Below are 25,863 nucleotides of genomic sequence, written 5' to 3' on the forward strand. Positions count from 1 at the left end.
ACATAGCTGACACAGGGGGCGCAAACGGCCCCCTGTGCCTGTTCGTATCAGATCAGATGATCACAAAATCATCTGATGTCAGCTGTAGCCCGGACTGCAACTGGGCGAACTGGATCGCATCGTCACCACCCCGACCGTCCGCGTCATAGGTCAGCGCACCGCTGGAGGTGTTGTAGACAATCCGGTCCGCCGCATCTAGCGCGGTACCCGAAGCGCTGCTGTGGAAGGCGCCAAAGTCCAGCACACCCTCTGCGCCCACTTCGGTGAAGATCGCGCTGTCCAGCAGGATGGTGTCACTGGCCACATCGAAGTCGCGGATCTCGTCGATATTGTCCGCACCCAGCTCGGTCGAGAATCGGAAGTAATCGTCTCCCTGACCACCAAAGAGCGTATCCGCCATCAGACCGCCATCCAGCATGTCATTGCCACGTCCGCCCCTGAGCACATCCTCGCCCGCCTCGCCCGGCTGCGCCGGTGCCGGTGGGAACTCGACCGAGACATTCAGCTCATAGGTGGAACCTTCAGGCACGCTCTCGGACCAGCCATCGGCGGTATCCGGCGACCAGCTGCCCTCAAGGATGTAGTAGGTACCGGTTTCCTCGACCACAAAGACAGTGCTGGAGTCGCGGTTGCTGGTGGAGCCGGGATCGCCGCCGCCATCATCGTTCTGGGTGACGATATTGCCCTCGCTGTCCAGCAGCCGAACCCAGCTGTCGTGAACATTGGGATCGGCAATCCCGTCGATGTCGATGGTCAGCACGGTGCCCGCCGCCAGATCAATGCGGTAGTAACCACCCGCCCCGTTGCCGGTGGCATTCACTGTGGTGTGCAGCACGCTGGTCGAGTCAAAGATATCCGGGTCCTCGGTCAGCGAGAAGTTATCCGAGATATCAAAGGCGGTTTCGATCGAGTTATTGGTCGCATCCGGACCCAGCGTGGCGTAGCCGGTGCCAAGACCGGGCTGCGGTATCGCATCCGCGGCATCGGCAAAATCCCCCAGCAGGGTGTCATCCCCGTTGCCGCCTTTCAGGGTGTCATTGCCCCCCTGCCCGGTCAGCACATTGTCGGAGCCGTCACCCTTGATCCGGTCATTGAAACCGGAGCCGGAGATATTCTCGATGGAAACATAGGTGTCGCCCGCGGTCTTGCCATTGGCCATGTTCAGCTTCACGCCACGGGTCGCATTGGCGTAGTCGGCCGTATCGCTGCCCGCGCCGCCATCAAGCAGGTCCGCCCCGCCACCGCCGGTCAGAACATCGTCGCCGGCACCGCCGCTCAGGGTGTTTTCGCCATCCGAGCCGATCAGGTGATCGTCATGGAGCGAGCCAACCGCGTTTTCCACATCCACGATGATGTCATGACGGATCGTGGTGCCGCGTCCGACGATCTGCACCGGTCCGTCAGCGTCGCCGCCACGGGCTGTGCCGTTTTCCAGATCGACAGTCACCCCGACCGAGCTGGTGGTATAAACCACGGTATCCACGCCTGCGCCGCCGTCGAGATAGTCCTGACCGCTGCCGCCGATCAGAACGTCATCGCCGTCCTCACCATAGAGCATGTCACCGTCGTTGCCGCCATCCAGCGTGTCGTCACCGCCGCCGCCATTGAAGACGTCGCCGCCGCCCTGACCCCAGAAATGGTTGTTGTCGGAGGTGCCGATAAACCGGTCGATCCGGTCATCCGAGCCGATCAGGTTTTCAATGCTGTAGAAGGTATCGCCCGAAGCGGTGCCCCCGCTGGCCACATTGGTTTCCAGGTTGACCAGCAGCTGGAACGGGCTTTCCTGGCTGAAATCAACGGTGTCGATCCCTGCCCCGCCGCGGAACACATCGGCCCCCGCCTGACCGCGCAGCAGGTCGTTGCCATCGCCGCCGTCCAGCAGGTCGTCGCCCGCTCCGCCGTTGATGGTATCATTGCCATCGCCGCCATAAAGCGCGTCATTGCCATCGTCGGTTTCGGTCTGATCCTCAAGGTCAGCAATATCAATGGTGTTGTTGATGTCGCGGCTGGCCAGCGTATCGCGCCCGCCAATGATCAGATCATCGCCACCAAGGCCAAAGATGGTGTTGCCACCAGCACCGCCATCCAGCGTCTCATTGCTGTCATCCCCGATGATCAGACTGTCCAGCGCGTCGGTTGGCCCTTCGTTCGGCGCATCCGGCGCGTCGCTGCCCGGTGTTCCCGGCGTGCCGCCCGCGTAGATGATGGTCTCCACATTGGCGATGTCGCCCAGATCCAGCCCATCAGCCACCACGATCACGGTGTCATTGCCGCCGTTTTCTTCCTCGCGAACGATATCATCAATGGAATCAACGAAATAGACGTCATCTCCGCCATTGCCGGCCATGCGGTCATTGCCCGCGCGCCCGTCCAGAACATTGTCGCCGTCATTGCCGATCAAGATATCGTCGTAGCTGCTGCCGATCCCTGTCTCGATGTAGTATTCAGTCTGATCCGCGTTGTGCCCGGCAAAGATCGACACATTGTTGTTGTGCCCGTTGACGCTGGAGAACTCACCGGCACGCAGGTCCAGAATGGTGCTGGCGGTGGAGCCGGAGAAGTCGATGGTGTCATCGCCGCCGGTGTCATGGATCACAAAACCGATATCGTGCTGCGGCCCGTCCTCGGTCAACAGGTAGCCGTATTCGCTGCTGTTGAAGCCATAGGTATTGTCATCGGTATTGAGGTTGATGGTCTGATAGGTCCGCACGCCCTCATCATCGACGGTGGAGAAATAGCGGCGAATGATCGCCTCGATATCACCCATAAGCGGGGTCACCGCTGACCAGCGCGTATCCTCGCCCACGTCGATGCCATCGAAATAGGACATGACGCTGTATTGCTGACGGTCATAGGTCCAGGTCGCATTGTTCAGATAGTTGATCTGCACGCCGCCGGGGCCGCTGTAGTTATACAGACCGGGGTGGTTCAGGCCGAATTCATGGCCGAACTCATGCACGAAGGTATCAAAGACATAGCCGCCAAGGTCGGTGATATTCGGCTCGGTATCGTGGAAGCGCTGGCCGACGCTGACATAGCGGTCGCTGGAAAAGGCGCTGCCGTCACTTTGTTCGCCGATTTCCGGGCTGACAACCTCCATCCAGTGCACATCGGCATCAAAGGGGGCGTCATCGACGATCTCAAATTGCAAAGGCGTGACTGCGGACCACATCTCCAGCGCTCCGATGGCCGCCTCTTTGTAGCTGGGGTGATCATTCAGCCCGGTCAGGTTGATCACCAGCGGTTCAGCGGCGATTTCCGGCGTCAGGCTGCGTCCCAGCGCACCCAGATAATCGAGAAACCCCTCGTAATCCTCGCTTTTGCCAAAGGGGTTCTCCGGCGTTTGATCATTGGTCCACCAGTCTGTGCTGGTCTCGGTTGATGTTGGCATGTTGGCCTCCCTGTCATTCAACCCAATCGTTCAACCCCGAGTAGTCAGATCTGATGGGCAAAATTCACCCGTAGCCCTCCGCAGGCATGTCGGAGCGCCCGGGCCGCCATCGGCTGACCTCGGAGATTATAGATATATTGGTTTCGTGCCCTGATCGTTTCCGAATTGAATGATCGTTCAACTCACTATTTTTGGTGAGTTTTTCGACACTCCTTGGTTTCGGCAAAAGCTGGCCCATTGACGTCGGGGCATGAGCGAAGTTGTGCGGACAGTTGCAAGGGCCGCAGAACCGCGCAGAACGGCGAATTGACAGGTGACCGCCGTTCCGCTGATCGAATCAATCAAAGGTTGCACAACTGACGCCCACAGCATGGCCCCGCCCCAGCCCTGCCGCGCCACGACCGGGCCGGCACGCCGGTAACCGGGCAGCAGGCCTCCTCTGCCATCGGGGGGGCTGATTTGGGCCGCCGGATAAGCTCTGTTGCACAAATCGTGTGAAGGGGGCGCTTCCCCTTTCCCCGGACGGACTTACCCTACGGGCACTGTGACGGGTATGCCAAGGGCGGTGTAGCTGTTTAGAACCGCGATCCGGATTTGGTGTCCAGCCACCTGTCGGTCGAAGTCTCGTGAGGCGATGCGTTCGCCGAAGGATTTCAGACATCGCATCTTTGCCTCGATCCGACTGCGGGCATGATAGCCGGTCCATCGCTTCCAGATGGCCCGCCCGAGGTGCCGGGTGGCCGGCAGGATCTCGTTGCGGGCCGTTGCGGTCGGACAGTCTTCCTTCCAAAGACGCTCGTTCTTGCGGATAGGGATGACGGCGGCGCCTCGATCCAGGATGGCCGTATGGCAGCGGCGCGTGTCGTAGGCACCATCCCTTGCCCGGCAGTGCATGTCTACATGCACGAGAAGGCGGTCACGGTGCAGATCTGTTCCTCTGGCGGCACTGGCTCAGCAGTTCGGGCAGGGCCGGACTGTCGCCTTTGTCGCTGGAAGGGTTTTGTTGCACAAATCATCTGAGGGACCAACTGCTCTTGCCCGTCAGCTACCACTCTGGATTCAAACAGTGAACCCCTCAGATGATTTGTGCAACAAAGCCGTGACAACCTCAAATCAATGCCTATTAAATGAAGGCAAAGTGACCCTGTTTTTTCTACTTTTCACCCTCTTGCAGAATGATATAAAGTAAATACACTGGACCACCCAGAAGCATGCTATTCACACCCAACCTCAATCCAACAAGCACGTCCCTATCCGGTAACCAAAATTTCAAAACAATACAAATTAAATAAAGACCCAGAAAAGGTTTGAATTTTTCACTTTTCACAGGGCACCTCTCGCCAATCTAAATTTTAAATACATCAATTTCTGCATGCCAATATTCAGAATTTCCTCAAGAACTAATTATATTAGAAAAACGACCTCAACTTCACCTGAGGAATTTTCCCCTAACTAACCGCCTAACAGGCCGACCCTCGACGCCAAAAATTTGATATACTCCAAAAAACACCCACATTTGTTCAGCTATTATAAAAGTGGAACCTAGTAAATACGGAGATATAGGTATGACACATATCGCAATTACAATCCTCGCCACATCATTATTTACCGAAACATACCCCGCAATAATTGACTCCACCACCATCAACATTAAGATTACCAGAGATGATATTAAGTGTATAAGGCCGGCGCCGACTATAACGTTTCCGTCATCAATTTTTGAGATGCAAAAACTATACAGCTTTTTCACCCGAGATCTCCTAAAAATGAGTAGTAACAAACCCTCAGCGCCAAAGAAAATTCAAACAAAACGCGCATAACTCCCCCCGGTCAATTCATACCCCAATCTTACCGCCAGCTTATGCGCCCGTGGCAGATCAACACCGGACGTTATATGCAGCGATACTTCGCGTGCGTTCTGGGCTTTGGCCCAGCGATGGAGACCTTGAATCAGCGCAAGTGCGATACGGCCTCCGCCGAGGGAGCTGCGGACACGGCGCGACACCGCGATGGTGTTGATGGACGCAATTCGGACATCTGTTCCGATATGAAATTCCCCAACGGTGCAAGCCGCCAACCCGACAGGTACTTCCCCTTTCAGGGCTAGCAGTACGATCTGCGGCGCCCCATCCACCAAAGCCCGCTGTACCAGCTTTCGCACTTTATCCTCGCTGAAAGGAATGTCCCGGTAGCGGCTCTCTTCATGCGCCTCTTGCGCGATCCTAGCGATCGCGGGGATATCATCATCACTGCTTACGACACGATAAGTAAGTTCTCGGGAGAATTTATTCATATCCGCTCAACCATTATGCATAAGCTTTTGCCACGGCTACCTTCCGTTATTGCATCTTTCAAGTAACCATCACCCAACCGCGATAAAAAACTGGCTCACGCCCCATAGCTGAGAAATGACGAGTGCTGCGAAGGCGATGGCTGAGAGGAAGACCTTGGGACAGCGATCATAGCGTGTCGCCACGCGCTGCCAGTCCTTAAGCCTGCCGAACATGATCTCGATGCGGTTGCGTCGTTTGTATCGGTGCTTGTCGTATTTGACCGGGATCTGCTGCCGCTTCCGGCCAGGGATGCAGGCGCGTATCCCTTTGTCTTACTACGCTTCTCGGAACCAGTCAGCGTCATAGCCGCGGTCCCCGAGCAGCCATTTGACGTTCGGCAGGGCGCGGAGCAACGCCCGCGCGCCGATGTAGTCGCTGACCTGCCCAGCGGTGACGAACAGGCTGAGCGGTCGCCCGTGGCTGTCACAGATGGCATGCAGTTTGGTATCCATGCCGCCCTTGGTGCGACCGATCAGGCGCCCACGCCCCCTTTCGTCGGGGAATTGATCCACTGGATCAATTCCTGACCCTCCTTAATTCGCGGCCATGCTGGTCGCTGTGCGGTGGGCTTTGAGATAGGTAGCGTCAATCATCACGGTCTGTTCTTCGCTGTGCCCGGCGGCCTGGCTCGCCATCATCCGCGCGAAGAGCCTTTCTCGCTCCAGCGCTTCCAGCGGCTGTAGAGAGTCTTATGCGGGCCATAGGCTGCAGGGGCATCGCGCCCCCTTAACCCATTGCGGTTGATGAAGATAATCCCGCTCAAACCCGCTTGTCATCAACCCGAGGCTTACCATGCGACTTCGGAAAGAAGGGTTTAAGACGCGCCATCTGCGCATCGGTCAGCCAGTAAACGTCGCTCATGTCACCGCTCCGTTTTCCGAGCCGTGAATCACGCAGCGCGTTGAAAATCAATGCATCCTGACCCTAGTGCGTCCAGGGGGCGCGGCGGTTGGTGGCGAAGTTTTCGCCGTAGCCGCCCGCCCGGATGTTGGCCTTGCGGGTCTTTGGTTCGGTCACGATGGCGTCGATGCCATTGGCCTCGGCGTATTCCAGCGCCGCTTCCTTGGTGTCGAACCGCAGGCGGACCTGGCTTTGGGTGTCATGTGAGGAGGTCCAGCCCATCAGCGGATCCACTTCCCGCGCGCTGGAGGGCACGAAATCCAGGACCCATTTGCGGGTCTTGGCCATACCGGAGGTCATGGCATTCTTGGCTGGCCGATAAATCCGCGCTCGCATGGGATATCTCCTCTCAGATCTCTGCCCCCTATATGCGCTGAACCCTGATCACGGGCAAGGTGGCAAATGCCGCAGATTGCACGGGTTTGGCAGGAAAAACCGGGATTTCCGCCCTCAGCGACCGGCATTTTGCGCCGCTGCGAAGCCATCGCCGGGCGCGGGGTGGAAAAAGCCCCTTGAATAAGAACAAAAACAGACCAATCTCTGCCCCTAGCAGGAGAGAGCCATATGCCATACGCCCATTCCGACAAATCCATGCCCATGATGGCCGACCGCGCGCCGCAGCAGCGTCCCAAGCTGGAAGGCGGGCGGAAATTTGTCATGCACACCGAGTTCGATCCCGCGGGCGACCAGCCCACCGCCATCAAGGAACTCTCCGAAGGTGTGCTGGAGGGCGAGCGCAATCAGGTGCTGCTGGGCGCCACCGGCACCGGCAAGACCTTTACCATGGCGAAGGTGATCGAAGAGACCCAGCGCCCGGCCATTATCCTTGCCCCCAACAAGACGCTGGCGGCGCAATTATACGGCGAATTCAAAGGTTTCTTTCCCGAAAACTCGGTCGAATACTTCGTCTCCTTCTACGACTATTACCAGCCGGAGGCCTATGTCGCGCGCTCTGACACCTATATCGAGAAGGAAAGCCAGATCAACGAACAGATCGACCGGATGCGCCACTCAGCGACCCGTGCGCTGCTGGAACGGGACGATGTGATCATCATCGCGTCGGTCTCCTGCATCTACGGCATCGGTTCGGTCGAGACCTATTCGGCGATGACGCAGGACCTGAAGGTCGGCGACGAATATGACCAGCGGCAGGTGATGGCCGATCTGGTTGCCCAGCAGTACAAGCGCAACGATCAGGCGTTTCAGCGCGGCTCCTTCCGGGTGCGCGGCGATTCGCTGGAGATTTTCCCGGCCCACCTTGAGGATCGCGCCTGGCGGCTGTCCTTCTTTGGCGAGGAGCTGGAAGGCATCACCGAGTTCGACCCGCTCACCGGGGAAAAGACCGGCAGCTTCGACCAGATCCGGGTCTATGCGAATTCGCATTACGTGACGCCGAAGCCAACGCTGAAACAGGCGGTGATCTCGATCAAGGAAGAGCTGAAAATGCGGCTCGACCAGCTGGTTGGTGAGGGCAAGCTGCTGGAGGCGCAGCGGCTGGAACAGCGCACCAATTTTGACATTGAAATGCTGGAGGCCACCGGCCATTGCAACGGGATCGAGAATTATTCGCGCTATCTGACGGGCCGCGCGCCGGGCGAGCCGCCGCCGACCCTGTTTGAATTCATTCCCGACAATGCCATTGTTTTTGCGGATGAATCCCATGTCTCCGTGCCGCAGATCGGCGGCATGTACAAAGGCGACCATAGGCGCAAATTCACCCTCGCGGAACATGGTTTCCGCCTGCCATCGTGCATGGACAACCGTCCCCTCAAATTCGAGGAATGGGACGCGATGCGCCCGCAGTCGGTGTTTGTTTCCGCCACGCCCTCGGCCTGGGAAATCGAACAGTCCGGCGGCGTCTTTGCCGAGCAGGTGATCCGCCCCACCGGCCTTCTGGATCCGCAGGTGGAGATCCGCCCGGTCTCGATGCAGGTGGATGATCTGCTGGACGAGGTGCGCCGTGTCACCGCCGATGGGTTCCGCACCCTTGTGACCACGCTGACCAAACGCATGGCCGAGGACCTGACCGAATACCTGCACGAACAGGGCATCAAGGTGCGCTACATGCACTCCGACATCGACACGCTGGAGCGGATCGAGATCCTGCGCGACCTGCGGCTTGGCGCTTTTGACGTGCTCATTGGCATCAACCTGTTGCGCGAAGGTCTGGATATCCCCGAATGCGGATTGGTCGCGATTCTCGATGCCGACAAGGAGGGTTTCCTGCGCTCGGAGACCTCGCTGATCCAGACCATTGGCCGCGCCGCGCGGAACGCCGAGGGCCGCGTCATCATGTATGCCGATCGGATTACCGGCTCGATGGAGCGCGCGCTTGGTGAGACCAACCGCCGCCGTGACAAGCAGATCGCCTATAACCTTGAACATGGCATCACGCCTGCGACGGTGAAAAAGAACGTCGAGGATGTGCTGGCCGGTCTTTATGCGGGCGATGTGGATATGAACCGCGTGACCGCAACCCTCGACAAACCGATGCACGGCGCCAATCTGGAGGCCCATCTGGCCGGGCTGCGCGAACAGATGCGCAAGGCGGCGGAGAACCTGGAGTTCGAGGAGGCAGCCCGGCTGCGCGACGAGGTCAAACGGCTGGAAGCGGTGGATCTGGCGATTTCCGACGATCCGCTGGCGCGGCAGTCCGCCGTCGAAGCCGCATCGGAGGCGGCGGTCAAATCACGGGGCCGGTCCACTGCGGGCAAGGCCGGGACACGGGCCTATCGCGGCAAATCGCAGAAGAAATTTTCATAGGCGCCCACCGCTGCGGCGCGGCCTCGGCCCGGTCCGCAGCACCGGCGACCGGATAGGGGTCCAAAACGAAAATACCCCCCGCAAATGCGGGGGGCAGTGAATGCCGGGTCACAGGCGGACTGGCATTAGTTGGATTCGGCGGCAACTTCGTCAGCAGCGTCTTCCGGCGGGGTCACTTTCAGACCGGGCACCGAGATTTCGGCTTCTTCCATGGTCACATCAACGTCGGGAACCTTTACGGTGGCGGTTTCCTCGGTGATGGAGACGGAACCGACTTCGGCATCAAATTTCGGCAGGTTGCCACCTTCGACGCTGACATCCACGTCAGGCAGGCTTGCCTCTTCGGTCTGGTCGACGTCGACCATGTAGATGCCGACCGCAATGGCGATTACAGCAACAATACCCATAATAATTCCGGTAGCGGTTTTCATAGCGTGGTTCCTTTCAGATTGCGATACATCTCAGTGATGGTTCGAGAAGCAAACAATCCACCTCACAAAAAGGTTCCCAAAAATTTTAGCGGAACCTTTCTGGCGTCTGAAAGGTTGAGCAGACAGAACAAAATTGATGGAGAGAGAAAATGGGTTACAGTCTTCTTGGTCTGCTTATTCTTATCGCTGACCTCTACGCGATCTACCAGGTCCTGACATCCGGCGCATCGACCGCAGCCAAGGTGATCTGGACACTTGTCATCCTGGTCCTGCCGGTGATCGGCCTGATCGCATGGCTGATCGCAGGCCCACGCGGCAGCAAAGCACATATCTAACAGGGCGTTAGACAATGCCCCGGCAGCCAGATCATGGCGCTGGGGCATTTTTTTATCTGCACTAACTGGTGCGGCAGGCTGCCCGCGCATCTCACCAGACAGCTATGAATAAACCGCCCTTATTTGCAAAAGGCGGTTTTCTGCATTTTTTAGATCAGAAATCAAACAGGTCCTCAAGAAAGCCACCCCGTTTTTTCTTGTAGCGTTTTTCCGAATAATGCCGGTCTGAATCGCGTTTTTCAGGGCGATAGCTGTCCTGCTGCCGGGGCTGCGGCTGCGGCGCTGGCTGGCTGGACCGTTCGATGATTTTATCCAATTCACCGCGATCAAGCCAGACACCCCGGCATTGCGGACAATAGTCGATTTCCACACCGGCCCGGTCGGTCATTACCAGCTGGGCGCCGTCAATTGGACATTGCATCGTTTTCTCCTCGCTAAACCTGATTGCAATCCAAGTGGGGTCGGCTGCCGCGCGGGACAAGCCTGTCGGCGACGAATTGCTGGCCTCGCGTCAAAAAACCGCAAGTCTCAGCGCACGACATGCACCGCACAGGCCGCGTGGCGCACCACCTGCGTGGCGGTCGATCCCAGCAGCAGGTCCTGCATCCCCGGCCGGTGCGAGGCGATGATGATCAGGTCGGGTGCGTTCTGTTCGGCCCAGTCCAGAATCGAGCGACCGGAATGGCCATCAATCAGCAGCCCGGTCGCGTTGGGCAATGTCTGGGCCAGACCGTCCAGCTCAGCCTGAAGCGCCTTGCGGGTGCCCTCCAGATAATCGATCGGCATATAGGAAATCGCATAGGCCGGCACCTGTTCAACCACATGCAGAAGGGTGATCCGGGCCTCTGGCGTGGCCAGCAGCCCCGCCAGCTTTAGCGGGGCGCTCACATCGCGGTCGGGATCAAACGAAATCGGGACAAGAATATTATGATACATTTGCGGTCTCCTCTGTCTGCGGCACCCCCATCATGAGGCCGCGCCCACCGGCCTGCCTTGATCGAGATCAGCCGCGTACAACAGGGAAACGCACCAGAGATCAAAAGGTTGCGGCAACCTCATACATCACCGGTTCAAAACTGCGACAAAGCTCGTTGATCTTGCGATTGCGGTTGCGCATCTCGGTGCTGCGCAGCATGGCCATAAAATCCTCCCGCCGCCGCCACTGCGAATAATTGGCGATCCGCGTCTGGGCGTCATTCACATGCAGCCCGGCAGAGATAAAGCCCGGCTGATGCGAAATGAACTCCGCATAGGCTTCGGTCAGAGCATCCAGCAGATCCTGACAGGTGCCCGGCGTCATCTCAAAGGTGGTGATCACGGTTTGGGTTTCGGTATTGGTCGCTATCGTCGGCATGGCTTCCTCCGTTGTCCATCTCCAGCCTACGCCGGTTTGAGGAAATCCGGCAGAGGTTTTTGCCCGTTCCGGCAGGATCGCCGATCCTTGTCCAACAGACGCATAAAAAGAGTGGTCAAAAATAAAATCAACTTTAAAGTGTTTTTATGCCGCACGGGTTCCTACGCTTACTGGCTGTCCTTGCCCTCTGCCTGATGCCGCTGGCCTCGGTTTCCGCCGGGGCGTGGTTACAGCAGGAGGGTCAGGGGTTCAGCGCGACCAGCCTGACGCTGCGCCGCGACCTTGCCGCGCTGAAAGGGCTGAGCGAGGGGCAGCGCCTGCCGGCAGAGATCGGATTTTACGGGGAATTTGGCCTGCATCCGCGCTGGACGCTCGGCGCCGATCTGAATGTCAGCCGCGGCAGCTCCGCCCATGCGCTGCTGTTTCTGCGCCACCCCCTACCCCGTCTGGGACAGGCAAATACCGCGGTGGAGCTGGCGCTGGGGGCCAATCAGAGCAGCGGGGTCTGGGCGCCGATGCAGCGGATCACCCTGTCCTATGGGCGCGGGTTCGACATCGCGCTGAAAGGCAGGCCGCTGTCGGGTTGGATCGCTCTGGATCTGGGTCATGAATGGCGCAGCAAGGGGCGGCAGCAGACCTGGAAACTGGATGCCACGCTGGGGCTGAACCGCCCCGGCAAGCTGGCGCCGCTGCTGCAGGTGGAAACCAGCAGGACAGCGGGCGCGCCGCTGTCCTTTTCCATCACCTCCAGCCTGCGGCTGCCACTGGCAAAGCGGTTCGGAAAGAGCGCGCCGGAGCTGGTGATCGGTCTCCAGCACAAGCGCGCCGAAACACGCGCGCTGGGGATCAAACTGGCGATCTGGCACCGGTTCTGACCCCCAGCGCTGCGGATCACCTGTCCACACGCACCGTTACCTGCACCGTGCCGCGCACCGCCTCCGGCCAGACCAGCTGGACCTGATCGCGACGGCTGCCGACGCGCAGCTTGGCATAGGGCATGGCATGGCGATCGGCGCCGCCGCCGAGCTCTACCGGGCCAATGGCGACGACGCTGTCGATGCCCCGTGCCTGACCGCGAAATGGCAGAGCATCCTGGGTGTCGACGGTCCAGGTCGTGGCCGCGCTGCCCTGCACATGTTCAATCCTGAGCGGGTTGGCCACCGCGGTTGAGACGTTGTGATAGGTGTTGCCCTCGTAGAAGATATCCCTGGTGCGGCTGAAATCGAGGTCGGAGAAGCTGGTATCGACCCGCTCTGCCCGGTCGATGGTGCCGTTGATGGAGCGGAATTTATTCCCCGACACGGTCATCCCGTTCAAAAAATGGCCGCTGCCATAAGGCTTTACCACGATGTAGCTGAACCAGGGGGCGACATCGCCGGACAGGAACACATTGTCGGTGATCGACAGGGCGCTGAAGGAGAAGCCGCTGGTGAAATCGGGGCGGGCATCGCGTTCATTGGTCCATTCGACAAAACAATTGTCGATGTAATTGTCCGACACGGTCGAGGCGCAATTGGTGCTGGTCAGGATTAGACCGGCGGTGCGGCTGCCATCGGCAACGGTATCGCCCTGAAAGAAGTGGTTGCCGGTCACCGTCTGGTTCTGGCCACCCAGCAATGCGAAATGGCGGAACTTGGTGGCGCGATTGTTGCGCAGCTTGGCATCATTGGCGTTAACGTTCAGCGCGATGGATTGCCGGGCGCCGACATTCAGCGGCTCTTCATCGGACAGGAACTGGCAATTGTCGATCAGGATACCCTGACAGCCGGATCCGATGGAGGTGATGCCGCGGTTTCGTGGCCGCGAAATAAAGCAGTGGTCCAGGCTGAACACGGTGCCGGCCGGGGCCAGACGAATGCCGCTACAGCGCCCGTCGCACTGAATCTCGACCTCGGTCATGCCGAATTTACTGAGCGCGCTGAAGCCGCTGAAATCCAACATGTATTTGAAGTCGCGAAAGGTGTATTGCTGGGTGCCCACCGCATCATAAAGCGGCGCGGTCAGGGTCAGTTCGCCCGCGCCCACGTTCTTGTCCCGGACGTAGATTTCGCGCCCGACGCCGCTGCCTTCGACAAGCGCGCCAACGGGAATATTGGCGATATTGGCGACATTTGTCAGCTTGCGGGATGCGCTGGTGCTATAGGTTGCCTGAGCGGTGATGGAATCGGTGTCCCAGGCGGCATTGGCAGCAGCCTCCAGCTGGCCGTTGCGGATCACCCGGCGGGTCGCGTAGCTGGTCTTGTTGGGGACCGCCGCCTGCATATCGACGGGTCCGCGCAGGGTCACCTTGCGCCCGCACAGATCCAGCGATTCATGATCGGCATTGTTCAACAGCGCCTGAAACGCCTTCTTGAAGCCCAGTTCCTCATCCCCGAAAGCCGCGGCATAGCTGGGGAAATCGAAATTGCGGGTCAGCAGCAGCATCCGGCTGGTGGGCATGCGGACGGTGCCTTCAAACTGGACCTCATGGTTCATCGACACGGTGCTGCCGAGGTAGAATTCCCCCGCAGGGACCAGCACACGACGGCCGGCGGCCGCGGCATCAGCCGCCTCAAAGGCGGCGGTATTGTCGGTGCTGCCATCACCGATTGCGCCATAGTCGGTCACATCCACCAGGCTGATCATATTGCGCAGGAAGACCCCGGTGACATCGCGTACCTCGATATCATCGACCCGCACCACGCCGCCATTTGGCCCGATCAGATCCAGCCCCACATGGGCAAAGCGCCCCTCAAGCCCCCAGGCCATATCGACGCCATTGCGGCTGCCGGTGCCGATAATGGCCGATATCTCAACCACTTTTCCGTAGGTCGACAGGCTGGTGCCCGCCCCGGTCTCGACCACGCCGCCCAGATGACCGCCGCCCGACTGCCCGGCCCAGGCCGCGATGCGAACGGTTGGCAGGGCACCGCTGACCGCCTTTACCCGCGCGGTGACCTGCAAATAGCAGCCCGGCGTCAGCATGGTGCGGGTCATATTGCGCAGTTTCTGCACCGAAGCGGTCTTTTGCAGTTCAAGACAGCCGCCGAAATCGGCATCCGCCGCGACAAAGGCCGCATTGGCCGCGCCCTGATAGGTGTCCGACCCCGGTGTGCCATTGCCGCTGGACCAGTTGTTGAGCCCCTCGGCAAAGGCCGGGGGCATCAGCTCTACGCCGTCAGTGATCGCTATGTTCATCAGTCACCCTTTCTAATACCGCCGTTTCCGGCTGATCAGGCCGCAGCCCGGTTCACTCAGGGAAAGGGTTGTAAAGGACGGGGTTTAACGCGCCCTCAGAGGGGCGTTCGCAGGGTATGCACCGGGGGGAAAGTCAGGCGATGGATCAGGTCGCGGGCGCATCCTCCGTCAGCAGCTGAACGGCGTTGATCTTCCAGCCGGCCGGGGTCTCAACCATCTGATAATCCAGAAGATGTACCCGCCCCTCGGGATCGGTGATCATCACCCGCTGCCACAGGCCACCGGCCACGGTGCGCAGCCCCAGATAGCGCACCTCATCCGGTTGCCAGACCATCGGGTAGCCCGACTGCACCATCTGTGCAAATCGCTCAGAATTGCCGAACAGCCCCTGAATCATCGGCGACGCATGGGCAAAGGCGGCCTCGGAATCACGCCTGAGAAAGGCGGCGATCTGATCTGCGATCACCCCGGTTATCGCGCTATCGCGCCCCTCGGCGGCACCCGGAACCGGCAGCGACAACAGGGCGACAGAAACACTCATCAACAAAAACTTGCGCATGGCAGATCTCCTCTGATGCCCCTGTCAGCTAGCCCCGGCGCGGGCGCGGTCAATCACCGCTGCCTGTTTTGCCGCGCCGCTGCGCCCTGCGCGAAACAAAAAGGGCGCCCGTTACAGGCGCCCTTCCGTTGACATATGGCTGCGGGGTCAGACCAGCTCACCCGCCAGCGCCTGATCAATCAGCGTGATGGTGTCCTCGACCCCGTAAAGGGCGATGAACCCGCCGAAACGCGGCCCCTGCGTGGCGCCCAGCAGCACCTCGTAGATGGCCGAGAACCAGGCGCGCAGCGGCTCGAACCCGTGGATCTTGCCGATGGCAAAGACAACGGATTGCAGGAATTCCTCATCCGCGAAATCGGCCTCGGGCAGCGGGTCGGTGCTGCCTGCGATCTCGTTCTTCTTGGCAATCGCGGCCAGCGCGGCTTCGGGCGATTTCAGCGCATCCGCCAGATCCTGAAGCGCCGCACGCTCCTGATCGGTGGGCAGGCGATAGGTCTTTGCCGGTTTCACGAAATCGTTGAAATAGGCCACCGCAAAGCCCGCCGCCTGATCCATGGTCGGATTGCTCTCTGGCGTCGCGTCGGGGGCGTATTTGTTGATGAAGCCCCACATGGTTGCCTTGTCCTCGGCGCTGGAGGCCGAAGCGAGGTTCAACAGCATCGAGAATGGCACCACCATATCCGACTGCGGCACATCGCCTGCGTGGATGTGCCAGACCGGGTTGTTCAGCTGTCCCTTCAAATCCTGGGTGTGATAGGCGCGCAGCTGCTGGTGGTATTCGTCCACCGCCTTGGGGATCACATCGAAGTGCATCCGCTTCGCCGTCTTGGGCTTCAGATACATGAAATAGGCCAGGCTCTCGGTCGAGGCATAGGTCAGCCATTCATCAATGGAAATCCCGTTGCCCGAGGTCTTGGAGATCTTCTGACCGTTGGCATCGAGGAACAGCTCATAGGTGAAATGCTCCGGCGCCGGGACGCCCAGCACCCGGCAGATGCCATCATAGATCGGCGTATTGGTGGAGTGATCCTTGCCGTACATCTCAAAATCAACGCCAAGTGCCGCCCAGCGGGCGCCGAAGTCGGGCTTCCACTGAAGTTTCACGTTGCCGCCGGTCACCGGCAGGGTCCATTCCTTGCCGTCCTCGTCATCAAAGGTGATGGTATAGGTCTCGGCGCAGACCTTCTTCATCGGCACATAGAGCACGCGGCCGGTGTCCGGGTGGATCGGCAGGAAGATCGAATAGGTCTGACGGCGCTCTTCGCGCAGGGACTTCAGCATGATCGCCATGATGTCGTCGTATTTGTCGACGGCGCGCTTCAGGATCTCGTCGAACTGACCGGAGCCGTAGAATTCGGTGGCCGAATAGAACTCGTACTCAAAGCCGAAGGTATCAAGGAACCGGCGCAGCATGGCGTTGTTATGATGGCCAAAGCTCTCGTATTCGCCAAAGGGATCCGGCACCGAGGTCAGCGGCTTTTGCAGGTGGTCCTGCAGGCTGTCGGCATTTGGCACGTTGCCGGGGATCTTGCGCATCCCGTCGAGATCATCCGAAAAGCAGATCAGCTTCGTCGGAATATCCGAGATCACCTCGAAGGCTTTCTTGATCATCGTGGTGCGGGCCACCTCGCCAAAGGTGCCGATATGCGGCAGGCCGGAGGGGCCATAGCCGGTTTCGAACAGGACATAGCCCTTTTCCGGCGCGCCCTTGGCATAACGTTTGAGAACCCGGCGGGCTTCTTCAAACGGCCAGGCTTTGCTCTTCAGAGCTTCTTCGCGCAGATCAGACATCATGTTCTCCATCGGCAACCGGAGGTGGCTCCGGTCGGACTGCTAGCCCCCCGTCTGCGGCGCTGTCTCGGGCGCCGGTGACTGCGGGCGGCTCACCACTGCCGGGCGCCCCATGCACCCGGTCGGCCTCACCTATGGTGAGCGGCGATACGTGTCAAGAAACCGCAGTGTTTCAGCACCAGAATAGCGCCCCAACAGCGCCCAAACGGCCCCAATGTCGCGCGATTTGCGCGGTCCCGGCGGGCGATCCCGCAGCGGCCTGCATTCTGCTGGCCCCTCACCCCGCCCCCGCCTGCTGCGCGCCCCTAGCCGCACCGGTGAAGAGCGGGAGGCGGCAGCGGATTTCACCCGGTGACGCATTGACCCGTTGATTGGGCCGGGGGGGATGCCTATTCTTGTTCACGAACCCGTGCCAATTTACTGGAATCCCACAATGAACACCCAGACCGCCCACCCCTTTACCCCGCAGGATTGCCTCGTTGCGCTGATGGTGGCGGTCTCGGCCTCGGATGAGAATATCCGCACCGCCGAGCTGGTGAAAATCCAATCCGCCGTCAACATGCTGCCGGTCTTTGCCGATTACGACATCGACCGGATGAACCGCACCTCGCAGACGGTGTTTGACCTTTTTGAGCAGGAGGACGGGCTGGATGCGCTGTTCGGCCTGATCCGCGAGGATCTGCCCGAGCGGCTGTTTGAGACCGCCTATGCACTGGCCTGCGATGTGGCCGCGGCTGATGGCAGCCTTGCCGAGTCGGAGCTGCGGCTGCTGGAAGAAATCCGCTATGAGCTGAACATCGACCGGCTGCACGCCGCCGCCATCGAGCGCGGCGCCCGCGCCCGCCATATGGTCTGAGGCAGGCACCACGGCAGCACCGGGCGCGAACGCCACAAAATATCCGCTGCCGGGGCCAGAGAACGGCCGCGAACACTCACGCGCTCAAGGGGCCGCGAGGCGGGGGGCTTCCCCGACCTCAGCCACATGTCGCTAAATTGCCTGTTGTCTAGATGCCGGTGAATTCTGGGGCCATGACCTGGCTTATCAGACCACCGGTGTTCACCGCGTGATAGATGGACCGGGGCGGGCGGGCCGCACCATCCACGCTGCGGCACACCCAGCTTTTTGCTTCCATTGATTTCAATGACTGCGACAGGGCCCGATCCGTTATTGTCGGCAGGTTTCGCTTGATGTCGCTGAAATGACTTGGTCTGTGAAGCGTTGTCAGAACCGGCAATGTCCATGACCGGCGCAGCAGGGGCCGGTCGTCCTCGCACGCGACATCGTGGATCTTGCAGGCGATGGCTGCGGCTGCCGCGCCTGATTGAGTGAGCCGAAATTCGGGGCGTAGCGGATGACCGTAGCCCGGATTGCGCTCAATCAGGCCAAGGTCAATCAAATGATCCATACTTTGCGCAAAGGCGGTCCGGCTGGCACCGGTCGCAGCCAGCAACGGCGCCTGCCGCCCGGCGATACCGGAACTGAGGCTCGACAGAATGGGCATCGCCCAGGCCCTGGATGTGATGTTGACAAGCGTCATTATGTCCATAAAGTATAGTTAGTATATTTTAGCTCATAAGGAAAGCCCATGTCACTCGTTTCAGTAGATCAAACCATCACCATCGCAATGTCGGTCAAGGATCGCCACGCCAGCGCCAAATGGTACGAAACCATGTTGGGCTTTGAGTTGCTCTATCATGCTGACGAGGCAGGCTGGTCCGAGGTTCAAACCAACACGCCCGGAGTCGCAATCGGCCTTGGCGAGCACACGAAGCCCGCGCCGGGAAACTGCGTCCCTGTCTTTGGCTGCGCTGATCTGGAGTCGGCCCGGCAGAAACTGGAACAGGCCAACGTCAAATTTGATGGTGAAACGGATGTGGTCGAAGGCATGGTCAAAACCGCGACCTTCTACGACCCCGACGGCAACGCGCTGATGCTCGCACAGGACTTGACCGGCGGTTAAAGCTGATCGGCCGGAGCCGTGGCAGAGCCGCAAACCAGGTAACGGGCCACGCCTGATACGCCCACGCCCCATTTGCATCTCCACGGCTCAGCTGCCGTAGACGCGGCCCCAGCGTTCGATCAGGCTCTGTTGCAGCTTTTTGGCGCGGCGGTTCCAGCTTTGCGCGCCTTTGGGGCGCTCGCGTTCGGCGCGGGGTATGCGTGCGCGGGCCTGCTGGTCGGCGCTGAATATGGCAAAGGCCAGCACGGTGCCGTCGGTCGCGGTCATGAAGCCGCCCAGACCCGATACGAAATTGAGCGTACCGGTCTTGGCGGTGACCTTGATCGGATGCGCTTTCAGCACGCGCCCCTTGCTGTCGCGCATCGGGAAGGATTTGAGCAGCGGTTTCAGCCGCCCGTCCCGATAGGAGGCCACCAGCGCGCTGACCATGTCATCCGGTGTGATCCGCGATGCCTCGCCCAGACCGGAATGATCCACCAGCCGGGTATTGGTCATGCCATAGGTTGCCGCAGCCCAGCTGTTCATCGCCGCCGCCGAATCCTTCAGCGCGCGCGGCCGGCCACCACGCGCCTGCGTTGCCGCCAGGCCGATCATCTCGGCCATCAGATTGTTGGAATATTTCAGCGTCGCCTTCAGCATCAGATCAAGCGGTGGGCTGTTGTGATGGGCCACCACCTGCCCCGAGGGCGGCGCGTTGGCCGGTTTCGGCGCGCCCAGCTTGATCCCGTTGGCGCGCGCCATGGTGCGGAACACATCGGCGGCATAGGCGCCCGGATGACGCACCGGCAGCCAGCGCGCGCCGCCTTTGCCCAGAGCCTGGCTGGCGACGGTCCAGTGATCGGTGTCGTTGCGTTCGGAATAGCTGTATACCGGCAGGCTGCGCTGCGCGATCTTCATCGTGGCAACGGAGACTTCTGGGCGATATTTCCCGGTGCGGGCATCCATGGTCACCGCCCAGCCCTGCCCTGCGCGTTTCCATTCGAAATGCACCCGGTTGTAATTGAGCGCGAGGCCAGAAATGGCCGGGCTGTAGCCGACGTGATCGGGCTGACCCGGGTCGATCGAGGCGATCTGCGGCAGCGCCCCCTCCCAGATCCGGAAGGCACCACGCACCTCGCGGACGCCGGCCGCCTTCAGCGCCTGCGCCAGCCGCGCGAGATTGTCGGTGTTGAGCATCGGGTCGCCGCCGCCCACCAGCACCAGATCGCCGCCGACCACGCCGCCGCTGATCCCGCCGGTGGCCACAATCTGCGTGGTAAAGCGATGGTCCGGCCCCAGCGCATCGAGCGCATAAAGAGCGGTCAGCGCCTTGGCGACGCTGGCCGGCGGCAGGGCCGACGCGGCGCCCTCGGCTTCAAGCCGCAGTCCGCTTTTGACGTCCGCCACGGCGCAGGCAATCTGCCCAGAGAGGCCCGCGCGCGCCAGGAGCCCCTTCAGCCCGCCGCCGGCGCTGATCAGGCTGGCAGGATCCCGTGCCACCGGGCGCAGAGAAACAGCCGGCGCATTGGCCAGGGCTGTCTGCGCCGCCACCGAGGCAAGGCCGGAGGTCAGAAAAAATCGTCGCGAAATCATATCAGCAATAGTCTACTCAAAACCCCTACAATTCTGCAAACATGCGGCAGGTTATTATGCCGCAGCCCGACAGCCCCCGACCGCAAACTGGCGGCTTTTCTTTGACCGAGCCGCCTGCTACCGCTGACGCGATGGTACGGGCAGTGATGATCATGTTTGTCGCCATGTCAATGATCCCTGCCGGGGACCTTTGCGGGAAACTGCTCACATCGGGCGGTCTGGCGACACCGGGATTCGTGGCCTGGTCTCGATTTGCAATCGGCACAGCGATGGTGGCGCCGTTTGCCTTGCGCAGTGCCTATCCGCTGCTGGCCGACTGGCGGCTGTGGCTGCGCGCGGCGCTGCTGAGCGGCGGTATCCTGTCGATCCAGATCGCATTGAAGACCGAACCGCTGGCAAATGTGTTTGCCGCCTTTTTTGTCGGGCCGATGGTTAGCTATGTGCTCTCCGTCCTGCTGCTGCGCGAACCTGCGACGCTGGCGCGCAGCCTGCTGATGGCGCTGGGATTCTGCGGCGTGCTGCTGGTGGTGCGGCCCGGGCTGGGGGGCTCGGTCAATCTGATCTGGGCGGTTCTGGCGGGGGTATTCTACGGCGGATTTCTCACCACCTCGCGCTGGCTGTCGCATCTTGGCACGCCGCTGCAGCTGAGCCTGACCCAGCTGTCGATCAGCGCGCTGCTGACGCTGCCGCTGGGGCTGACCGCCCTGCCCGCGCCTGGACTGGCGACTGCGGCGCTGACCTTTGGCAGTGCGGGGTTTTCGATGCTGGGCAATCTGCTGCTGCTCTTTGCCTATGCGCAGGCACCCGCGTCACGGCTGGCACCGCTGGTCTATTTCCAGCTGATCGCCGCCGTCTCGCTCGGCTGGCTGGTCTTTGATCAATGGCCTGATGTGCTGACCTGGGCCGGTCTGTGTGTGGTCATCAGCGCCGGTCTGGTCTCAGCGCGGCTGCGTCGCTGACCAATCGCCACGCGCCCGGATCGCGCTTGAGCTGATATTGACCATCGGCACATTCACAAAACACCAGGCCGGGGCCTCGGCATGGGCCAGCAGACGGCTCTGCCCACCTTTCAGCCGATACGGTGCATAAAGCCGCGCGGCAGGCGACAGCCGCGCCGAGATCCGCTCACCCGGTCGCGCCAGCACTCCGACGGGTACGGTGTCCAGAATCTGCCGCCAGTCTTTCCAGCGGTGGAAATCGGCCAGATTATCCGCCCCCATCAACCAGACAAAGCGCACGCCGGGATGGCGCTGCCGCAGCAGGCGCAGCGTCTCGGCCGTGTAGCAGGTGCCGACATCGGCCTCGATCCCGCTGATCTGCACACGCGGATGGTCCATCAGCGCCCGCGCGGCGGCAATCCGGCGGTCAAGCGGCGCTGGCGGATGCGCCTTAAGCGGATTGCCGGGCGACACCAGCCAGACCAGCTGATCCAGCCCAAAGCGTTTGAGCGCTGCCAGCGAGATGGCACGATGCCCCTGATGCGGTGGATCAAAGGACCCGCCCAGAAGGCCAACAGTGGTACCGGGCGGAATATGGGGCAAGCGGTGCATCATGCCTGCCTTGATGCACATAGTTGAAAGAGAGATCAATCAGCTGTTGCAGGCTCTGGTTGCGAAACTGTGAAAGCCGCCCCGCCAGTCTTTGCGATCATGGCGGCAGGCGTGCACGCCCCGCGCCCCCGCCCCTGCATCCCGCATTGCCCCCGCCTTTCCCATCCGCTATCACACCAGCCAGCAAATTCCCCCCTTACACGGAGCTGTCTCATGGCTGCCTATCAATACGTCTACCACATGCAGGGGGTCTCCAAGACCTACCCCGGTGGCAAGAAATGCTTTGAAAACATCCACCTGTCCTTTCTCCCCGGTGTGAAAATCGGTGTTGTCGGCGTCAACGGCGCCGGTAAATCAACGCTGATGAAGATCATGGCCGGGCTCGATACCGATTTCACCGGTGAGGCCTGGGCCGCCGAGGGCGCCAAGGTTGGCTATCTACCGCAGGAGCCGAAGCTGGACGAAAGCCTGACCGTGCGTGAAAACGTCATGCTGGGCGTCGCCGGGAAAAAGGCCATTCTTGATCGCTACAATGAGCTGGCGATGAACTACTCGGACGAGACCGCCGAGGAAATGGCCGAGCTGCAGGACAAGATCGACGCCGAGAACCTCTGGGATCTGGACAGCCAGATCGACGTCTCGATGGAGGCGCTGCGCTGCCCGCCGGATGATGCCGAAATCGCCAACCTGTCTGGTGGTGAGCGCCGTCGCGTGGCCCTCTGCAAGCTGCTGCTTGAAGCCCCCGACATGCTGCTCCTTGACGAACCGACCAACCACCTTGATGCGGAAACCATCGCCTGGCTGCAACAGCATCTCATCGACTACAAGGGCACTATCCTCTGCGTCACCCACGACCGTTATTTCCTGGATGACATCACCGGCTGGATCCTCGAGCTGGACCGGGGCCGCGGCATCCCCTACGAGGGCAATTATTCCAGCTGGCTGGAACAGAAGGCCAAACGTCTGGAGCAGGAAGCGCGCGAAGACAAATCCAAGCAGAAGACGCTGGAGCGCGAATTGGAATGGATGCGTCAGGGCGCCAAGGCGCGTCAGGCCAAATCCAAGGCCCGGATCAACGCCTATAACGATCTGGCCAGCCAGTCCGAGCGCGAGAAACTGACCCGCGCCCAGATCGTCATCCCCAACGGCCCGCGTCTGGGGTCCAAGGTGATCGAGGTCTCGGGCATCTCCAAACATTACGGCGACAAGCAGCTGGTGGAGAACCTGTCCTTTGACCTGCCCCCCGGCGGCATCGTCGGCGTGATCGGCCCCAACGGTGCGGGTAAATCGACCCTGTTCCGGATGCTGACCGGCCAGGAACAGCCCGATGAGGGCAGCGTCAGCTATGGCGATACCGTGAAACTGTCCTATGTCGACCAGTCGCGCGACGATCTGAACGACAATGACACCGTCTGGGAAGCCATCTCCGGCGGCGCCGAGATCATCGAGCTGGGTGACGCGCAGGTCAACTCCCGCGCCTATTGCTCGTCGTTCAACTTCAAGGGCGGCGACCAGCAGAAGAAACTGTCGCTGCTGTCGGGCGGTGAGCGCAACCGGGTCCATATGGCGCGGCTGCTGAAAGAGGGCGGCAACGTGCTGCTGCTTGACGAACCGACCAACGATCTGGACGTCGAAACCCTGCGCGCGCTGGAAGACGCACTGGTCGATTTCGCCGGCTGCGCCGTGGTCATCTCGCACGACCGTTTCTTCCTCGACCGGATCTGTACGCATATTCTGGCCTTTGAGGGCGACGCCCATGTGGAGTGGTTCGAGGGCAACTTCGAGGACTACGAAGAAGACAAGAAACGCCGCCTGGGCCCCGACGCGCTGGAGCCCAAGCGTCTGAAGCACAAGAAGTTCGTGCGATAAGTGTGCTTCAGGGGGTGATGCGATACCAGCTCACCCCCTGAAGTCTTCAAATCACTCCTTCCCAAAAAGGCTTATTCGGCGTCGTCCTCTTAATAGAGGCCGGCGTCGCCTCTTATCCGGCTTCCCAGGTCGTCGTGTTCCCTTTGTCGGAACCAACCCGTTCCCACAGCCGCCATGACCCCGGCATAATTTGAACAAAATTAACCCTATTCTGAGATTTGCCGGGGCCTGTGCCCGTCGGCGAACCACAGAAGGGTGAGAGCATGGCAGGAATCGGGATCTTGGTAGGCGTCATTGGCGGGCTGAATGCGGCCGTATTGGGCTATACGCTGATCGGCCTGTCCTTCGGCATGAGCCTGCTGCTCTATCCGCTGTTCGGAGTGCCCTCGGCGATGCTGGCGATCCTGCTGCTGTGGACGCAGAAGGCCGCCCGCAATACGCTGGCGGACAAGGCCGGGGACAAGCGGGCGCACGGAGCACATCAGGGGCTGTCGGCGAAACCCGCGCGGGCCTGATTTCCGCCGCAGCCGACCACTCCACGGGTCAAATCCGTGCGATATGCGCACCAGAACAGCCCGTCGCGGCCATAATGCCAGAATAAGCTGCAACACATACCAATATACTCGCCATCTGACCGTAAGACATATTGATTGCATCGCCTGTTTCAGGGCAATTTCCCCTCAGTTGAGTGAGGGTGATATGGCTTGGTTGGCGATGTTGACGAGTACCGGTGTGACGATGATGGTCACGGTGATATACTATGTGGCGTACAACCTGCCCATCTGGGGGCTTCTTCTGCTCTATAGTGGCATCAGCAGCCTGCTTGGCGTCGGCCTCACCGTGGCGCTGGTTCTGAAAAACGGCGGCTTCCCGCGCAAACGCCCAGAGCAAAATTCGCAGGATACATCAATTTGACACCTTCCACACGCGCAGCGAAGATCGCGCATCCATCTGATATTTTCAATAGAAATCAGAGTATTACACATAATACAGCAGATCCCATCACCTGCGCCACCCCCGATGTTAACCAAATTTAAAGACAATTTGAGCTATCTTGCTCGAACACAGAGAGTTGCACTCTGCCTGAAAAATTGTAGATTAAATGCGACTCAACCTAAGAGGTATAAACATGGCATGGATCGGGATCATTGTCGGTACTTTTGCAGGGATTTTCTCTGCGGTCGCCGCCTATACCCTCTATGCGCTGCCACTTTGGTATAGTTTGCTGCTCTACCCCACCGTTGGCACAACCGCCGCCATTGTGACCATGCTTGCAATGCTGCATCTGCCGCCGGGTCTGCGCCCGATGATGCCGCCGGACGGGGATGAAACCCACCGCATGGCCTGAGCCGACCGCAGGACCTGAGCCAACCGCAGGGCCAAAGCCCCCTTATCCGCGTTTCGATATCAGCCGAGCCTCCGGCTCATCCCTTCGCCCAGCTCACGATCTGGCCTGCGCGCAGGGCGCCTGCCTGCCGTTTCTGTTCCTTGCCGCGCACAAAGCGGACAAGTGTCGGGATCCCCTTGATCCGGTAGCGTGCGCCGGTGGACTGATGGGTCTGGGTGTTCAGCTTGACCAGCCGCACCTGTCCATGCAGCGTTTTTGCCGCCTTGGCATAATCCGGGGCCATCATCTTGCAAGGACCACACCAGGGCGCCCAGAAATCCACCACCAGCGGCAGGTCATCCTGCGCGGCGGCCTTTTGCAGGGTCGCCGGGTCGACATCGACCGGCGTCGAGGGGATCAGCGCAGCCCCGCAGGTGCCGCATTTGGGGCCGGCGGCAAGACGGTCCTCGGGCACGCGGTTCAGCTGGGCACAGCTGAGGCAGGTCAGGGTCTTGGCACCCATGGGGCAATCTCTCCTTCGCATCACTGA

General features: G+C 60.4%; 24 protein-coding genes and 2 pseudogenes. 10 read left to right on the forward strand and 16 right to left on the reverse strand.

Features of this window, described 5'->3' with window-relative positions:
• Nucleotides 1-52: 52 nt before the first annotated feature.
• The 5 genes and pseudogenes from VWY60_RS04970 to VWY60_RS04990 all read right to left on the reverse strand — a co-directional run bounded on the left by VWY60_RS04970 (nucleotide 53) and on the right by VWY60_RS04990 (nucleotide 6,960).
• Nucleotides 53-3,391: a M10 family metallopeptidase C-terminal domain-containing protein gene (locus VWY60_RS04970; RefSeq protein WP_416539936.1), complete on the reverse strand. Its 3,339-nt coding sequence runs from the start codon at nucleotides 3,389-3,391 to the stop codon at nucleotides 53-55.
• Between the two features lie 528 nt (nucleotides 3,392-3,919).
• Nucleotides 3,920-4,385: pseudogene (locus VWY60_RS04975) on the reverse strand (transposase); the annotation flags it as partial.
• A gap of 807 nt (nucleotides 4,386-5,192) precedes the next feature.
• Nucleotides 5,193-5,684 carry a GNAT family N-acetyltransferase gene (locus VWY60_RS04980; protein ID WP_416539937.1) on the reverse strand — a complete coding sequence of 164 codons (492 nt, stop codon included), beginning with the start codon at nucleotides 5,682-5,684 and terminating at the stop codon, nucleotides 5,193-5,195.
• A 69-nt stretch (nucleotides 5,685-5,753) separates the two neighbouring features.
• A pseudogene (locus tag VWY60_RS04985) lies at nucleotides 5,754-6,585 on the reverse strand (IS5 family transposase).
• 63 nt (nucleotides 6,586-6,648) lie between these two features.
• Nucleotides 6,649-6,960 carry an ETC complex I subunit gene (locus VWY60_RS04990; RefSeq protein WP_416536713.1) on the reverse strand — a complete coding sequence of 104 codons (312 nt, stop codon included), beginning with the start codon at nucleotides 6,958-6,960 and terminating at the stop codon, nucleotides 6,649-6,651.
• Nucleotides 6,961-7,188: 228 nt separating this feature from the next.
• Here VWY60_RS04990 and uvrB point away from each other — a divergent pair, with 228 nt between their 5' ends.
• A complete protein-coding gene (gene uvrB / locus VWY60_RS04995) occupies nucleotides 7,189-9,387 on the forward strand; it encodes an excinuclease ABC subunit UvrB (RefSeq protein WP_340547280.1) in 2,199 nt (732 codons plus the stop codon).
• A 125-nt stretch (nucleotides 9,388-9,512) separates the two neighbouring features.
• Here uvrB and VWY60_RS05000 read toward each other — a convergent pair whose 3' ends face one another.
• Entirely contained in the window at nucleotides 9,513-9,818 is a 306-nt protein-coding gene (locus VWY60_RS05000) for a hypothetical protein (RefSeq protein WP_340547281.1), read from the reverse strand.
• A 149-nt stretch (nucleotides 9,819-9,967) separates the two neighbouring features.
• Here VWY60_RS05000 and VWY60_RS05005 point away from each other — a divergent pair, with 149 nt between their 5' ends.
• Nucleotides 9,968-10,153, forward strand: a complete 186-nt coding sequence (locus VWY60_RS05005) for a PLD nuclease N-terminal domain-containing protein (protein ID WP_340547282.1) — start codon at nucleotides 9,968-9,970, stop codon at nucleotides 10,151-10,153.
• A 154-nt stretch (nucleotides 10,154-10,307) separates the two neighbouring features.
• Here the strand turns inward: VWY60_RS05005 and VWY60_RS05010 are convergent, their stop codons facing one another.
• The 3 genes from VWY60_RS05010 to VWY60_RS05020 all read right to left on the reverse strand — a co-directional run bounded on the left by VWY60_RS05010 (nucleotide 10,308) and on the right by VWY60_RS05020 (nucleotide 11,507).
• The gene (locus VWY60_RS05010; protein ID WP_340547283.1) at nucleotides 10,308-10,574 is read right to left on the reverse strand and encodes a zf-TFIIB domain-containing protein; all 267 of its coding nucleotides are present in this window, start codon (nucleotides 10,572-10,574) and stop codon (nucleotides 10,308-10,310) included.
• Between the two features lie 107 nt (nucleotides 10,575-10,681).
• The gene (locus tag VWY60_RS05015; protein ID WP_416537438.1) at nucleotides 10,682-11,089 is read right to left on the reverse strand and encodes a universal stress protein; all 408 of its coding nucleotides are present in this window, start codon (nucleotides 11,087-11,089) and stop codon (nucleotides 10,682-10,684) included.
• A gap of 100 nt (nucleotides 11,090-11,189) precedes the next feature.
• Nucleotides 11,190-11,507, reverse strand: coding sequence for an antibiotic biosynthesis monooxygenase family protein (locus tag VWY60_RS05020; protein WP_061049879.1), 318 nt, complete (start codon nucleotides 11,505-11,507; stop codon nucleotides 11,190-11,192).
• Nucleotides 11,508-11,653: 146 nt separating this feature from the next.
• On the opposite strand from VWY60_RS05020, the gene VWY60_RS05025 reads away from it, so the two are divergent.
• A complete protein-coding gene (locus tag VWY60_RS05025) occupies nucleotides 11,654-12,382 on the forward strand; it encodes a hypothetical protein (RefSeq protein ID WP_416539938.1) in 729 nt (242 codons plus the stop codon).
• A 16-nt stretch (nucleotides 12,383-12,398) separates the two neighbouring features.
• Here the strand turns inward: VWY60_RS05025 and VWY60_RS05030 are convergent, their stop codons facing one another.
• The 3 genes from VWY60_RS05030 to VWY60_RS05040 all read right to left on the reverse strand — a co-directional run bounded on the left by VWY60_RS05030 (nucleotide 12,399) and on the right by VWY60_RS05040 (nucleotide 17,034).
• Nucleotides 12,399-14,684 carry a glycosyl hydrolase family 28-related protein gene (locus tag VWY60_RS05030; protein WP_416539939.1) on the reverse strand — a complete coding sequence of 762 codons (2,286 nt, stop codon included), beginning with the start codon at nucleotides 14,682-14,684 and terminating at the stop codon, nucleotides 12,399-12,401.
• A 145-nt stretch (nucleotides 14,685-14,829) separates the two neighbouring features.
• Nucleotides 14,830-15,243: a DUF4864 domain-containing protein gene (locus tag VWY60_RS05035; RefSeq protein WP_416536711.1), complete on the reverse strand. Its 414-nt coding sequence runs from the start codon at nucleotides 15,241-15,243 to the stop codon at nucleotides 14,830-14,832.
• Nucleotides 15,244-15,390: 147 nt separating this feature from the next.
• Entirely contained in the window at nucleotides 15,391-17,034 is a 1,644-nt protein-coding gene (locus tag VWY60_RS05040; protein WP_416536710.1) for a lysine--tRNA ligase, read from the reverse strand.
• A 433-nt stretch (nucleotides 17,035-17,467) separates the two neighbouring features.
• Here VWY60_RS05040 and VWY60_RS05045 point away from each other — a divergent pair, with 433 nt between their 5' ends.
• Nucleotides 17,468-17,890 (forward strand): tellurite resistance TerB family protein, encoded by a 423-nt coding sequence (locus tag VWY60_RS05045; protein ID WP_416536709.1) that lies wholly within the window; start codon nucleotides 17,468-17,470, stop codon nucleotides 17,888-17,890.
• Nucleotides 17,891-18,038: 148 nt separating this feature from the next.
• Here the strand turns inward: VWY60_RS05045 and VWY60_RS05050 are convergent, their stop codons facing one another.
• The gene (locus tag VWY60_RS05050; RefSeq protein WP_416537441.1) at nucleotides 18,039-18,581 is read right to left on the reverse strand and encodes a winged helix-turn-helix transcriptional regulator; all 543 of its coding nucleotides are present in this window, start codon (nucleotides 18,579-18,581) and stop codon (nucleotides 18,039-18,041) included.
• A 39-nt stretch (nucleotides 18,582-18,620) separates the two neighbouring features.
• On the opposite strand from VWY60_RS05050, the gene VWY60_RS05055 reads away from it, so the two are divergent.
• Complete coding sequence (locus VWY60_RS05055; RefSeq protein WP_416536707.1) at nucleotides 18,621-18,995, forward strand: VOC family protein; 375 nt, start codon at nucleotides 18,621-18,623, stop codon at nucleotides 18,993-18,995.
• Between the two features lie 87 nt (nucleotides 18,996-19,082).
• Here VWY60_RS05055 and dacB read toward each other — a convergent pair whose 3' ends face one another.
• A complete protein-coding gene (gene dacB, locus VWY60_RS05060) occupies nucleotides 19,083-20,567 on the reverse strand; it encodes a D-alanyl-D-alanine carboxypeptidase/D-alanyl-D-alanine-endopeptidase (RefSeq protein WP_416539940.1) in 1,485 nt (494 codons plus the stop codon).
• Between the two features lie 152 nt (nucleotides 20,568-20,719).
• Here dacB and VWY60_RS05065 point away from each other — a divergent pair, with 152 nt between their 5' ends.
• The gene (locus tag VWY60_RS05065; protein ID WP_416536719.1) at nucleotides 20,720-21,526 is read left to right on the forward strand and encodes a DMT family transporter; all 807 of its coding nucleotides are present in this window, start codon (nucleotides 20,720-20,722) and stop codon (nucleotides 21,524-21,526) included.
• Here the strand turns inward: VWY60_RS05065 and VWY60_RS05070 are convergent.
• Nucleotides 21,506-22,120 (reverse strand): nicotinate-nucleotide adenylyltransferase, encoded by a 615-nt coding sequence (locus VWY60_RS05070; RefSeq protein WP_416536705.1) that lies wholly within the window; start codon nucleotides 22,118-22,120, stop codon nucleotides 21,506-21,508. The two genes, VWY60_RS05065 and VWY60_RS05070, sit on opposite strands and share 21 nt — an antisense overlap.
• 210 nt (nucleotides 22,121-22,330) lie before the next feature.
• Between VWY60_RS05070 and ettA the strand changes: the two genes are divergently transcribed.
• From ettA to VWY60_RS05090, 4 genes are all read left to right on the forward strand, one after another.
• Nucleotides 22,331-23,986, forward strand: a complete 1,656-nt coding sequence (ettA, locus tag VWY60_RS05075) for an energy-dependent translational throttle protein EttA (RefSeq protein WP_340547292.1) — start codon at nucleotides 22,331-22,333, stop codon at nucleotides 23,984-23,986.
• A 263-nt stretch (nucleotides 23,987-24,249) separates the two neighbouring features.
• A complete protein-coding gene (locus VWY60_RS05080) occupies nucleotides 24,250-24,501 on the forward strand; it encodes a hypothetical protein (RefSeq protein ID WP_416537444.1) in 252 nt (83 codons plus the stop codon).
• A gap of 199 nt (nucleotides 24,502-24,700) precedes the next feature.
• Nucleotides 24,701-24,901 (forward strand): hypothetical protein, encoded by a 201-nt coding sequence (locus tag VWY60_RS05085; protein WP_416592468.1) that lies wholly within the window; start codon nucleotides 24,701-24,703, stop codon nucleotides 24,899-24,901.
• 214 nt (nucleotides 24,902-25,115) lie between these two features.
• The gene (locus VWY60_RS05090) at nucleotides 25,116-25,334 is read left to right on the forward strand and encodes a hypothetical protein (RefSeq protein ID WP_340547295.1); all 219 of its coding nucleotides are present in this window, start codon (nucleotides 25,116-25,118) and stop codon (nucleotides 25,332-25,334) included.
• Between the two features lie 76 nt (nucleotides 25,335-25,410).
• On the opposite strand, the gene trxC is transcribed toward VWY60_RS05090, so the two are convergent.
• Complete coding sequence (gene trxC / locus VWY60_RS05095) at nucleotides 25,411-25,836, reverse strand: thioredoxin TrxC (protein ID WP_416539942.1); 426 nt, start codon at nucleotides 25,834-25,836, stop codon at nucleotides 25,411-25,413.
• Nucleotides 25,837-25,863 lie beyond the last annotated feature (27 nt).

The organism is Phaeobacter sp. JH20_26 (assembly GCF_048056275.1).
Lineage (GTDB): Bacteria > Pseudomonadota > Alphaproteobacteria > Rhodobacterales > Rhodobacteraceae > Phaeobacter > Phaeobacter bryozoorum.

What these genes read in the sequence shown, in the direction of transcription:
- VWY60_RS05055 (WP_416536707.1), top strand. Translation starts at nt 18,621, where the DNA reads ATGTCACTCGTTTCAGTAGATCAAACCATCACCATCGCAATGTCGGTC.
- VWY60_RS05020 (WP_061049879.1), bottom strand. Translation starts at nt 11,507, where the DNA reads ATGCCGACGATAGCGACCAATACCGAAACCCAAACCGTGATCACCACC.
- VWY60_RS05010 (WP_340547283.1), bottom strand. Translation starts at nt 10,574, where the DNA reads ATGCAATGTCCAATTGACGGCGCCCAGCTGGTAATGACCGACCGGGCC.
- VWY60_RS05015 (WP_416537438.1), bottom strand. Translation starts at nt 11,089, where the DNA reads ATGTATCATAATATTCTTGTCCCGATTTCGTTTGATCCCGACCGCGAT.
- ettA (WP_340547292.1), top strand. Translation starts at nt 22,331, where the DNA reads ATGGCTGCCTATCAATACGTCTACCACATGCAGGGGGTCTCCAAGACC.
- VWY60_RS05035 (WP_416536711.1), bottom strand. Translation starts at nt 15,243, where the DNA reads ATGCGCAAGTTTTTGTTGATGAGTGTTTCTGTCGCCCTGTTGTCGCTG.
- VWY60_RS05005 (WP_340547282.1), top strand. Translation starts at nt 9,968, where the DNA reads ATGGGTTACAGTCTTCTTGGTCTGCTTATTCTTATCGCTGACCTCTAC.
- VWY60_RS05000 (WP_340547281.1), bottom strand. Translation starts at nt 9,818, where the DNA reads ATGAAAACCGCTACCGGAATTATTATGGGTATTGTTGCTGTAATCGCC.
- VWY60_RS04990 (WP_416536713.1), bottom strand. Translation starts at nt 6,960, where the DNA reads ATGCGAGCGCGGATTTATCGGCCAGCCAAGAATGCCATGACCTCCGGT.
- VWY60_RS04980 (WP_416539937.1), bottom strand. Translation starts at nt 5,684, where the DNA reads ATGAATAAATTCTCCCGAGAACTTACTTATCGTGTCGTAAGCAGTGAT.
- VWY60_RS05025 (WP_416539938.1), top strand. Translation starts at nt 11,654, where the DNA reads ATGCCGCACGGGTTCCTACGCTTACTGGCTGTCCTTGCCCTCTGCCTG.
- VWY60_RS05040 (WP_416536710.1), bottom strand. Translation starts at nt 17,034, where the DNA reads ATGTCTGATCTGCGCGAAGAAGCTCTGAAGAGCAAAGCCTGGCCGTTT.
- VWY60_RS04970 (WP_416539936.1), bottom strand. Translation starts at nt 3,391, where the DNA reads ATGCCAACATCAACCGAGACCAGCACAGACTGGTGGACCAATGATCAA.
- VWY60_RS05045 (WP_416536709.1), top strand. Translation starts at nt 17,468, where the DNA reads ATGAACACCCAGACCGCCCACCCCTTTACCCCGCAGGATTGCCTCGTT.
- trxC (WP_416539942.1), bottom strand. Translation starts at nt 25,836, where the DNA reads ATGGGTGCCAAGACCCTGACCTGCCTCAGCTGTGCCCAGCTGAACCGC.
- VWY60_RS05030 (WP_416539939.1), bottom strand. Translation starts at nt 14,684, where the DNA reads ATGAACATAGCGATCACTGACGGCGTAGAGCTGATGCCCCCGGCCTTT.
- VWY60_RS05080 (WP_416537444.1), top strand. Translation starts at nt 24,250, where the DNA reads ATGGCAGGAATCGGGATCTTGGTAGGCGTCATTGGCGGGCTGAATGCG.
- VWY60_RS05065 (WP_416536719.1), top strand. Translation starts at nt 20,720, where the DNA reads ATGTTTGTCGCCATGTCAATGATCCCTGCCGGGGACCTTTGCGGGAAA.
- VWY60_RS05050 (WP_416537441.1), bottom strand. Translation starts at nt 18,581, where the DNA reads ATGGACATAATGACGCTTGTCAACATCACATCCAGGGCCTGGGCGATG.
- VWY60_RS05085 (WP_416592468.1), top strand. Translation starts at nt 24,701, where the DNA reads ATGTTGACGAGTACCGGTGTGACGATGATGGTCACGGTGATATACTAT.
- VWY60_RS05070 (WP_416536705.1), bottom strand. Translation starts at nt 22,120, where the DNA reads ATGATGCACCGCTTGCCCCATATTCCGCCCGGTACCACTGTTGGCCTT.
- dacB (WP_416539940.1), bottom strand. Translation starts at nt 20,567, where the DNA reads ATGATTTCGCGACGATTTTTTCTGACCTCCGGCCTTGCCTCGGTGGCG.
- uvrB (WP_340547280.1), top strand. Translation starts at nt 7,189, where the DNA reads ATGCCATACGCCCATTCCGACAAATCCATGCCCATGATGGCCGACCGC.
- VWY60_RS05090 (WP_340547295.1), top strand. Translation starts at nt 25,116, where the DNA reads ATGGCATGGATCGGGATCATTGTCGGTACTTTTGCAGGGATTTTCTCT.